General features: G+C 62.6%; 11 protein-coding genes. 3 read left to right on the top strand and 8 right to left on the bottom strand.

Annotated features, from left to right (window positions below):
- The 6 genes from APH44_RS28465 to ffh form a co-directional block, all read right to left on the bottom strand.
- The coding region (locus APH44_RS28465) for an acyl-CoA thioesterase (RefSeq protein ID WP_054895626.1) at window positions 1-322 on the bottom strand (322 nt) is incomplete at its 3' end.
- A 137-nt stretch (window positions 323-459) separates the two neighbouring features.
- The gene (gene rplS, locus APH44_RS28460) at window positions 460-810 is read right to left on the bottom strand and encodes a 50S ribosomal protein L19 (protein ID WP_023629812.1); all 351 of its coding nucleotides are present in this window, start codon (window positions 808-810) and stop codon (window positions 460-462) included.
- A gap of 42 nt (window positions 811-852) precedes the next feature.
- Entirely contained in the window at window positions 853-1,605 is a 753-nt protein-coding gene (gene trmD / locus APH44_RS28455; protein WP_054895625.1) for a tRNA (guanosine(37)-N1)-methyltransferase TrmD, read from the bottom strand.
- Window positions 1,606-1,608: 3 nt separating this feature from the next.
- Entirely contained in the window at window positions 1,609-2,145 is a 537-nt protein-coding gene (gene rimM / locus APH44_RS28450; RefSeq protein ID WP_054895624.1) for a ribosome maturation factor RimM, read from the bottom strand.
- Window positions 2,146-2,150: 5 nt separating this feature from the next.
- Complete coding sequence (gene rpsP / locus APH44_RS28445; RefSeq protein ID WP_008094480.1) at window positions 2,151-2,402, bottom strand: 30S ribosomal protein S16; 252 nt, start codon at window positions 2,400-2,402, stop codon at window positions 2,151-2,153.
- Between the two features lie 243 nt (window positions 2,403-2,645).
- The gene (gene ffh / locus APH44_RS28440; RefSeq protein ID WP_054895623.1) at window positions 2,646-4,022 is read right to left on the bottom strand and encodes a signal recognition particle protein; all 1,377 of its coding nucleotides are present in this window, start codon (window positions 4,020-4,022) and stop codon (window positions 2,646-2,648) included.
- A gap of 287 nt (window positions 4,023-4,309) precedes the next feature.
- Here ffh and APH44_RS28435 point away from each other — a divergent pair, with 287 nt between their 5' ends.
- The 3 genes from APH44_RS28435 (at window position 4,310) to APH44_RS28425 (ending at window position 7,861) form a co-directional block, all read left to right on the top strand.
- A complete protein-coding gene (locus APH44_RS28435; RefSeq protein ID WP_054895622.1) occupies window positions 4,310-5,119 on the top strand; it encodes an inner membrane protein YpjD in 810 nt (269 codons plus the stop codon).
- A gap of 9 nt (window positions 5,120-5,128) precedes the next feature.
- The gene (locus APH44_RS28430) at window positions 5,129-6,334 is read left to right on the top strand and encodes a transporter associated domain-containing protein (RefSeq protein WP_054895621.1); all 1,206 of its coding nucleotides are present in this window, start codon (window positions 5,129-5,131) and stop codon (window positions 6,332-6,334) included.
- 222 nt (window positions 6,335-6,556) lie between these two features.
- Window positions 6,557-7,861: an MFS transporter gene (locus APH44_RS28425; RefSeq protein WP_054895620.1), complete on the top strand. Its 1,305-nt coding sequence runs from the start codon at window positions 6,557-6,559 to the stop codon at window positions 7,859-7,861.
- 88 nt (window positions 7,862-7,949) lie between these two features.
- On the opposite strand, the gene purT is transcribed toward APH44_RS28425, so the two are convergent.
- Entirely contained in the window at window positions 7,950-9,131 is a 1,182-nt protein-coding gene (purT, locus tag APH44_RS28420; RefSeq protein WP_054895619.1) for a formate-dependent phosphoribosylglycinamide formyltransferase, read from the bottom strand.
- Between the two features lie 85 nt (window positions 9,132-9,216).
- On the bottom strand, window positions 9,217-9,684 hold the full coding sequence (locus APH44_RS28415) for a VUT family protein (protein WP_054895618.1): 468 nt from the start codon (window positions 9,682-9,684) through the stop codon (window positions 9,217-9,219).
- Between the last annotated feature and the right edge of the window lie 56 nt (window positions 9,685-9,740).

Here is a 9,740-nt window from a genome sequence, read left to right as displayed (position 1 = left end):
GATACATGTTCTCGACGAACACATCGACCTGTACCTGCAAGCTGGTATTGCCCACCTTGATCACGCTGCCAACCAGCTCGACGATCGAGCCCGCCGGGATCGGGTGCTTGAAGTCGATGCGGTCAGTGGACACGGTCACCAGCGGCAGGCGACAGAAACGCGTAGCGGCGATGAACGACACCTCGTCCATCCAGGCCAGCGCGGTGCCGCCGAACAAGGTGTTGTGGTGGTTGGTGGTGTTGGGGAAAACGGCCTTGGTCACGCGAGTGATCGACAGATCGGTACGCCGCTGGATTTCCTGATCTCTTGGGGTGGTAGTCATGGGGTACTCACTTTGCAAGGGAATGGCAGCGGAGCGACCCGCGAAGCAGGCAACACCAATACCACAGAATGCAAAAAAGCAGCCCGAAGGCTGCTTTTTCTCTCGCTAGGTGGCCGAAGCCACCGGTCAAACTGCACTCAGGACAGTTTTTCCTTGATGCGAGCGGCTTTGCCGGACAGGTCGCGCAGGTAGTACAGCTTGGCTTTACGCACGTCACCACGACGTTTCACGGCCAGGCTGTCGATCTGTGGGCTGTAGGTCTGGAAGGTACGCTCTACGCCAACGCCGCTGGAGATCTTGCGCACGGTGAAAGCGCTGTTCAGACCGCGGTTACGCTTGGCGATAACAACGCCTTCGAACGCCTGCAGACGCGAGCGATCGCCTTCCTTCACTTTAACCTGAACGACAATGGTGTCGCCTGGTGCGAAGGTCGGGATTTCCTTGCTCATCTGCTCGGCTTCGAGCTGCTGGATGATCTTGTTGGTCATGCTGTGCTCCTAAGATGGATAACTCGATCCACCATCGATACGTTAACTATCGTCCCGCTCGCGGAGGTATTCCTCGAGCAGCTTCTTCTCTTCTCCAGAAAGCGAGCGACTTTCCAGAAGATCGGCGCGTCGTTCGAAGGTCCTACCAAGGGACTGCTTCATTCTCCAACGCCGGATGTGTGCATGGTTGCCACTTAGCAACACGTCGGGTACACGCTGATCCGCATACACCTCAGGTCGGGTGTAGTGCGGGCAATCCAGCAGACCATCGGTGAAGGAGTCTTCCTCCGCCGAGTCCACATGCCCTAAAGCTCCGGGCAGCAGCCGCGTAACCGCATCGATCAGCACCATGGCCGGCAGCTCGCCACCGGAAAGTACATAGTCACCAATCGACCACTCCTCATCGACATGAGCTTCGATAAAACGCTCGTCGATGCCTTCATAACGACCGGCGATCAGGATCAACGATTCCTGTTCGGCCAGGCCTTTGACCGCCTGCTGAGTCAGCTTGCGGCCTTGTGGCGAGAGGTAGATCACCTTCGCCGATGCTCCGGTTGCCTGCCTGGCACTGGCCAGGGCGTCTTCCAGAGGCTTGATCTTCATCACCATGCCCGGACCACCGCCAAACGGCCGATCATCCACCGTGTGGTGGCGATCAGTGGTGTAGTCCCGTGGGTTCCAGCAGGTCACTTGCAGCAACCCCTGTTTCACCGCACGACTGGTAATGCCGTACTCCGTGATGGCCGAGAACATCTCGGGGAACAACGTGACGACTTCTACTCGAAGGTTACCCATCGTCTAGAAATCCGCGTCCCATTCGACTCGCATCACACCTGCTTCCAGGTCGATTGCCAGCACGCATTGCTCCGTATAGGGCAACAGACGCTCGCGATCATCCAGGCTGCCTGCGCAAGGCTTGACCACCATTACATCGTTCGCACCGGTCTCCAACAGGTGATCGACCTTGCCGAACAGTTGTTCGTCCTGGTTGATGACCTTCAGGCCCTGCAACTGGTACCAGTAGTACTCGTCGGCGGCCAGGTTGGGCAAAAGGCTCCGCGCAATGCAGATTTCGTAACCGCTCAGAAGACGGGCTTCATCGCGATCGTCGAGGCCCTTCAGTTTCACGACCAGGCCCTTCTGGGAGCCACGACCGCTGACCAGCTCGACCTGCTTTACCTTGCCTTCGTGCCGAAGCGTCCAGCGCGGATAATCCAACAGGTTTTCAATCGGATCGGTAAAGGAATACACCTTCACCTCGCCGCGAACGCCGTGAACCGAAAAAATCTTGCCAACGACGATGAGGTCGTCAGCCTTTTCTGGCGTCGCGTTCATACTGCTCAGGCAGCAGCCTTGGCAGCGTCCTTCAGCAGCTGAGCAACACGCTCAGACGGCTGCGCGCCCTGGCTCAGCCAGTAGGTGACGCGTTCCTGGTTGACCGACAGCTTGACTTCGGCGCCCGAGGCGATCGGGTTGAAGAAGCCAACGCGCTCAACGAAACGGCCGTCACGGGCGTTACGCGAGTTGGTCACGGTCAGGTGGTAGAAAGGGCGCTTTTTCGAGCCGCCACGGGCCAGACGAATGGTTACCATGTGAACATCGTTCCTATAGTCGGTACTGCAGTCAGTGCTGCAAATCTGAATGCCAAATAGGCACACGGGTGCCCAAAAGGCCGCATATTCTCAGGGAATACACGGACATTTGCAAATGGCTTTTTCGCAAGAGCCATGCAAAGCAATCCAGACCTGCCGCTTAAGCCGCTGTTTTGCGGCGCTTTCCCGCCAAGGCGGGGTCTGCCTGGCCGCCTTGCAATCAAGGCGACCAAGCGGATTCGGTTACATCTTCGGCATGCCGCCGCCCGGCAACATCCCGCCCAGGCCACGCATCATCTTGGCCATGCCGCCCTTGGCGGAGAATTTCTTCATCATCTTCTGCATCTGCTTGTGCTGCTTGATCAGGCGGCCGATATCCTGCACCTGCGTGCCGGAGCCCAGGGCGATACGGCGCTTGCGCGAACCGCTGATCAGGTCGGGGTCACGGCGCTCGGCAGGGGTCATGGAGTTGATGATCGCTTCCATCTGCTTGAATTGCTTCTCGGCCGCACCCTGCGCGTTGCCCATCTGCGACAGGTTGACGCCACCGATGCTGGGCAGCTTGTCCATCAGGCCACCCAGGCCGCCCATGTTCTTCATCTGCTGCAGTTGGTCGCGGAAGTCTTCGAGGTCGAAGCCCTTACCCTTCTTCAGCTTCTTGGCCAGCTTGTCGGCCTTGGCCTTGTCGATGTTCTGCTCGGCCTGCTCGATCAGGCTGAGCACGTCACCCATGCCGAGGATGCGCGAGGCGATGCGGTCAGGGTGGAAAGGCTCGAGGGCTTCGGTCTTCTCGCCCATGCCGATGAACTTGATCGGCTTGCCGGTAATGGCACGCACCGACAGCGCGGCACCGCCACGGGCATCACCATCGACCTTGGTCAGCACCACGCCGGTCAGCGGCAGCGCCTCGCCGAAGGCCTTGGCGGTGTTGGCGGCGTCCTGGCCGGTCATGGCATCGACCACGAACAGCGTCTCGACCGGCTTGACCGCCGCGTGCAGGGCCTTGATCTCGTCCATCATGTCGGCGTCGATGTGCAGACGGCCGGCGGTATCGAGGATGACCACGTCGATGAACTTGATCTTGGCTTCGCGAATCGCCGCCTCGGCGATATCGACCGGCTTCTGGCTGATGTCGGACGGGAAGAAGGTCACGCCGATGTCGTTGGCCAGGGTTTCGAGCTGCTTGATCGCCGCCGGGCGGTAGACGTCGGCGGACACCACCATGACGGTCTTTTTCTTGCGCTCTTTCAGGAAGCGCGCCAGCTTGCCGGCAGTGGTGGTCTTACCCGCGCCCTGCAGGCCTGCCATCAGTACCACGGCTGGCGGAGCGGCATTGAGCGCGAGGTCTTCATTGGCCGCGCCCATCAGGCTTTCCAGCTCGGCCTGGACGATCTTCACGAACGCCTGGCCCGGCGTCAGGCTGCGCGACACCTCGGTGCCGACCGCACGCTCCTTGATGCTGTTGACGAAGTCCTTGACCACCGGCAGGGCGACGTCGGCCTCGAGCAGGGCCATGCGCACTTCACGCAACGTGTCCTTGATGTTCTCTTCGGTCAGCTTGGCCTTGCCGGTGACATGGCGCAGCGTCTGTGACAGGCGGTCGGTCAGGTTTTCGAACATGGTGATCCTTTCAGGCCCAATAAAGCCGAGGTTGTTCAGGTGCCCTGGCGGATATCCACACGCGAAGGGCACAGCAAGCCGCGCATTATAACGGAGAGCGGCGGTGGCGCACACCTTGGTGCCGAGCGGTGATCGGGGGGCCGTTCGCGGGCAGCCCGCGCCCCAAGAAACTCAGGGGCTGCAGGAGCAGGCTTGGCCGCGAAAAGGCCGAGGCGGTCTGCAGTCTTCCTAGGCAACAGCGTTCTATGCCAAACTCCCCTCCTTTAAGGGCTCGCCTACCAGGACCTATGCTCTCCTCACCCAGCCTCATCCCCAACCTGATCGCAGCCATCCTTTATATTGCCGCGACGGCCTATCAAGGTTCGCGCCTGGCACAGGGTGCCAAGGTCGACAAACGCCTGCTCGGCCTGCTGGGCGTGATTGCCGTTGTCGCACAGACCTGCGCCCTGTTCTTCCAGTTGCTCACCCCGCTGGGCCTGAGCCTGGACTTCTTCAGCGCCGCCAGCCTGATCGCCACCGCAGTGATCGCCCTGACGTTGCTCGCCTGCCTGAGCATTCCGGTGGAGAACCTGCTGGTGCTGCTGTTCCCGCTGGGTGCAGTGACGGCGCTGCTGGCACAGTTCGCACCGGCGGGCACCGTGCCGCTGGTCAATGAAGAACCCGGCATCCTGGCGCATATCCTGCTGTCGATCCTCGCCTATGGCCTGTTCACCATCGCCGTGGTCCAGGCCTTGCTGCTGTTGCTCCAGGACCACCAGCTCAAGCACAAGCACCCCTCGGGGCTGATCCGCAACTTCCCTCCACTGCAAACAATGGAAAGCCTGCTGTTCGGCTTTCTCTGGGCGGGCTGGATCTTCCTGTCGCTTTCGCTGATCTCCGGCTGGCTGTTCTTCGAGAACCTGTTCGCCCAGCACCTGGTACACAAAACCTCGCTGTCGTGCCTGGCCTGGATCGTGTTCAGCGTCCTGCTGTGGGGGCGCAATCGCCTGGGATGGCGCGGGCACAAGGCGATCCGCTGGACCCTGGCGGGCTTCTGCCTGCTGATGCTGGCCTATTTTGGCAGCAAGCTGGTTCGCGAATTCATCCTGCACATCTGACGGGCAATCATGGACACTTTGCCGTACGCCCCGCTGCTCGGCACCCTGATACTGGCGCTGCTGTGGTCGGCGCTGTTCAGCGCGGTCGAGGCCGCCCGCCAGCAGCTCAACGGCCACGCCCGCGCCGGTGAAGCCGAACAGCCCACCCTGCCCGCCCAGGCCTTGGTGCTCTGTGCCAGCCTGGGCAGATTGCTGGTGCTGGGCCTGGCCTGCCTGATCGGCCAGCGCTACAGCGGCGAGCATGGTTTCTGGCTGGCCGGGCTGTGCGCCACGCTGGCACTGCTGGTGCTGACCGAATACCTGCCAAGGCGCCTGGCCCGGCGCAACCCACAGGCCTATGTCAGCCTTGGCGCCAGCCTGCTCAAGCTGCCACTGGCGGCACTGCAGCCTGTGGCCTGCCTGCTCGACGGCACGGCCAAGCTGATCCTGCGCCCATTGCGCGTACAACCCAACGCCGTCGCCTTGCACCCACAGGATGAAGACGCCCAGGATGACGACGAGCCCCACGAACCACCACGCCAGGGCCTGCTCGAGGGCCTGCAAGCGCTGGACAAGATTACCGTCAACGACATTCTGGTCCCGCGCAACGAAGTCGACGGCATCAACCTCGACGACCCGATCGAACAGGTCATCGAACAGTTGATCCTCAGCCGCCACACCCGCCTGCCCGTCTATCACAACGACATCAACCAGGTCGAAGCGATCCTCAACACCAAGCTCATCAGCCACCTGCTGCCACGCGCCGAACTGACCCTGGAGAAGCTACAGGCCGCCTGCTACGAGCCCTACTTCGTCCCGGAAAGCACCCCGCTGCAAATGCAACTGCTGAACTTCCACAAGCAGCAGCGGCGAATGGGCGTGGTCGTGGACGAGTACGGCGAAGTGCTGGGAATCGTGACGCTCGAAGACATCCTTGAAGAGATCGTCGGCGAGTTCGAGGACGAACAGAGCCTGGACAACCCCCATATCCATCCCCAGCCCGATGGCCGCTTCATCATCGAAGGCACCGCCTCGCTGCGCGAACTCAACCGCAGCCTGGGATGGCACCTGCCCTGCGACGGCGGCCCGAAAACCCTCAATGGCCTGGTCACCGAAGCACTGGAAAGCATCCCGGCAAGCGCGGTATGCCTGAAAGTCGGACGCTACCGCCTGGAAATCCTCGAAACCGAGGACAATTGCGCCAGCAAGGTACTGGTCTGGACCGTAACCCGATAGCTATACTCGGGCCACGCTTACCCAGCCCTGCCGTCCCGCCTGCTACCCGCACCCGGCGCCCCACGGCCAGTCCGCCTCACTGACGTGCCAGCAGCCCTGCGTCCTACCCCGAGCAGCGCCCGCTCCCTGCCACCCCTTGGGCCCTCGTCAGCCTGGCGAACCACAACAATACGCTGCGGCCCGCCTGCTCGGCCGCGCGAACGACTGTTCAGGGACCTACGCATGACAACCAGCAGCACCTACGCCGAGCCTGACTCGGCGACCCCGGCCAATTCGCCCGCCCGGGTCGCCACCGCCAGCTTCATCGGCACCGCCATCGAGTTCTACGATTTCTACGTGTACGCCACGGCCGCTGCGCTGGTGATCGGGCCGGTATTCTTCCCGTCCGGCTCAGGCACCGCGCAGATGCTGGCAGCCTTTCTCACCTTCGGTATCGCCTTCCTTGCCCGACCGCTGGGCTCGGCCTTGTTCGGCCACTTCGGTGATCGCATCGGGCGCAAGTCGACCCTGGTCGCTTCATTGCTGCTGATGGGCGTATCCACCACGCTGATCGGTGTACTGCCAGGCTATGACAGCATCGGCGTGTGGGCACCGATCATCCTTTGCGTGCTGCGCTTCGGCCAGGGGCTGGGGTTGGGCGGCGAATGGGGCGGCGCGGCCCTGCTCGCCACCGAGAATGCACCACCCGGCAAGCGCGCCTGGTTCGGCATGTTCCCGCAGTTGGGCCCGTCGATTGGTTTCCTCGCCGCCAACGGTCTGTTCCTGACCCTGGCACTGGTGCTCAGCGACGAGCAGTTCCGTGAGTGGGGCTGGCGCATTCCGTTCCTGCTCAGCGCTGCCCTGGTGCTGGTGGGGCTGTACGTACGCCTGAAGCTCGAGGAAAGCCCGGTGTTCGCCAAGGCCGTGGCCCGTCAAGAGCGGGTGAAAATGCCGGTGGTCGACCTGTTCGCCAAATACTGGATGCCCACCTTACTGGGCGCTGCGGCGATGGTGGTGTGCTACGCACTGTTCTACATCTCCACGGTATTCTCGCTGAGCTACGGCGTGTCGACGCTGGGCTACAGCCGCGAAACCTTCCTCGGCCTGCTGTGCTTCGCCGTGGTGTTCATGGCCCTGGCTACGCCGCTGTCGGCCTGGCTGAGCGACCGCTATGGGCGCAAGCCGGTGCTGATCGTCGGCGGTCTGCTGGCCATTGCCTCAGGCTTCACCATGGAACCCCTGCTGACCTCGGGCTCCACTGCCGGCGTGGCGCTGTTCCTGGCGATCGAACTGTTCCTGATGGGCGTGACCTTCGCCCCGATGGGCGCGCTGCTGCCTGAACTGTTCCCGACCCACGTGCGTTACACCGGGGCCTCGGCGGCCTACAACCTGGGCGGCATCGTCGGCGCCTCGGCGGCACCGTTCTTTGCCCAGCAACTGGTGAGCATGGGCGGTTTGAGCTGGGTGGGGGGATATGTATCCGTGGCGGCGGTGATCAGCCTGATTGCCGTGCTGTGCCTGAAGGAAACCCGCCATACGGAGCTTTGAGCAGTTGGAGCAAGCCCGCTCCTGCAGGAGTCTGCAGGAGCGGGCTTGCCCGCGAATGGGCTGCTCGGCAGCCCCGTGCGATCTCAGATCAGAACTCGACCTTGACCGCCTGCGAAGCACGGGTCGCCTTGGCCCGTGCCGCTTCGACCGACTCGTCGCGGGCCAGGCACACGCCCATGCGGCGGGTGCCATTGATTTCCGGCTTGCCGAACAGGCGAATGGCGGTGTCTGGCTCGCTCAGCGCTGCGCCCAGGTTGGCGAAGCTGGTCTGCTGTGACTGGCCCTCGGGCAGGATCACCGCCGAGGCCGACGGTCCGAACTGACGCACCACCGGGATCGGCAGGCCGAGAATCGCACGGGCATGCAGGGCGAACTGCGACAGGTCCTGGGAAATCAAGGTGACCAGACCAGTGTCATGTGGACGTGGCGACACTTCGCTGAACCACACCTGGTCGCCCTTGACGAACAGCTCGACGCCGAACAGGCCACGGCCGCCCAGCGCATCGGTGACGGCCTGGGCCACACGCTGCGACTCGGCCAGCGCCTTCGGACTCATCGCCTGAGGCTGCCAGGATTCCTGATAGTCGCCCTTCTCCTGACGGTGACCAACCGGCGCCAGGAAGGTGGTGCCGCCCACATGACGCACGGTCAGCAGGGTGATTTCGTACTCGAAATCGATGAAACCCTCGACGATCACCCGGCCCTTGCCGGCACGCCCGCCTTCCTGGGCGTAGTCCCAGGCTTTCTGCAGGTCGGCATCGCTGCGCAGCAGGCTCTGGCCCTTGCCCGACGAGCTCATCACCGGCTTGACCACGCACGGGTAACCAACATCGGCCACGCCCTTGGCGAAGTCTTCATAGGTGTCGGCGAAGTGATAGGGCGAGGTCGGCAGCTGCAGCTCTTCAGCCGCCAGGCGACGGATGCCTTCGCGGTTCATGGTCAACTGGGTGGCGCGGGCGGTCGGCACCACGTTGAAACCTTCGTTTTCCAGCTCGACCAGCGTAGCGGTGGCGATGGCCTCGATTTCCGGCACGATGTAGTGCGGTTTTTCAGCTTCGATCACCGCACGCAGGGCGACGCCGTCGAGCATGTTGATCACATGGCTGCGGTGCGCAACCTGCATGGCAGGCGCGTTGGCGTAACGGTCCACGGCGATGACCTCGACGCCCAGGCGCTGCAGCTCGATCACCACTTCCTTGCCCAGTTCGCCGCAGCCACACAGCAGTACGCGGGTCGCAGTCGGCGACAATGGGGTTCCGATACGGGTCATTTCAGGTCCTCGAAGGCGTCCGGGGCGCGCCGGCTGGTGCTGCCCGCTGAAAAAGGACCGGTATTCTACATCAATCGGGCGCGGATCAACCCACCGCCAGCGCGCGTCGCGCCCGCCATGCCATGATCAGCCAGACCGCCGTTACACCGGCGAACTTCGAGGCCATCGCCGTGCCGATCACGGCAGGCGTCAGCGCACCGATCATGCCGAAGAAGATGAAGGTGTCGACCGGGATACTCAGCGCCGAGCTCAGCCACAAACGGTCACGCAGGGGCCTGCGGGTGACGCTGAACACCAGCCAGTCGATCAGTTCGGACACGAAGAACGCCGTAGCACTGGCCAGGGCGATGGCCGGCTCCGAAGTCGCGTAGGACAGCACCAGCGCCGCCAGCATCGCAATCAGCGCGCCATGCCCGTAACGGGTCTGCACCATGTCGCGCAGGATGAACACCAGCCCGCCCCAGGCGGACCAGATGATGTCCAGGTGCGGGGCACTGGAGAAGGCGTAGTTGATCAGCACTACGCTGCTTATGTAGGCAATGAGATAGAACATGGCAGGTAGTCTGTGGGCAAGCCGCACAGATTACCTTTGGGCAGTTCGCGGGTAAA

Source organism: Pseudomonas sp. NBRC 111143, assembly GCF_001320965.1.
Lineage (GTDB): Bacteria > Pseudomonadota > Gammaproteobacteria > Pseudomonadales > Pseudomonadaceae > Aquipseudomonas > Aquipseudomonas machongensis.
This window is presented reverse-complemented; position numbering and strand designations above follow the sequence as displayed.

Excerpts from the sequence above, each read along its gene's own strand:
- rplS (WP_023629812.1), bottom strand. The coding sequence starts at position 810 with ATGACCAACAAGATCATCCAGCAGCTCGAAGCCGAGCAGATGAGCAAG.
- trmD (WP_054895625.1), bottom strand. The coding sequence starts at position 1,605 with ATGGGTAACCTTCGAGTAGAAGTCGTCACGTTGTTCCCCGAGATGTTC.
- rimM (WP_054895624.1), bottom strand. The coding sequence starts at position 2,145 with ATGAACGCGACGCCAGAAAAGGCTGACGACCTCATCGTCGTTGGCAAG.
- rpsP (WP_008094480.1), bottom strand. The coding sequence starts at position 2,402 with ATGGTAACCATTCGTCTGGCCCGTGGCGGCTCGAAAAAGCGCCCTTTC.
- ffh (WP_054895623.1), bottom strand. The coding sequence starts at position 4,022 with ATGTTCGAAAACCTGACCGACCGCCTGTCACAGACGCTGCGCCATGTC.
- APH44_RS28435 (WP_054895622.1), top strand. The coding sequence starts at position 4,310 with ATGCTCTCCTCACCCAGCCTCATCCCCAACCTGATCGCAGCCATCCTT.
- APH44_RS28430 (WP_054895621.1), top strand. The coding sequence starts at position 5,129 with ATGGACACTTTGCCGTACGCCCCGCTGCTCGGCACCCTGATACTGGCG.
- APH44_RS28425 (WP_054895620.1), top strand. The coding sequence starts at position 6,557 with ATGACAACCAGCAGCACCTACGCCGAGCCTGACTCGGCGACCCCGGCC.
- purT (WP_054895619.1), bottom strand. The coding sequence starts at position 9,131 with ATGACCCGTATCGGAACCCCATTGTCGCCGACTGCGACCCGCGTACTG.
- APH44_RS28415 (WP_054895618.1), bottom strand. The coding sequence starts at position 9,684 with ATGTTCTATCTCATTGCCTACATAAGCAGCGTAGTGCTGATCAACTAC.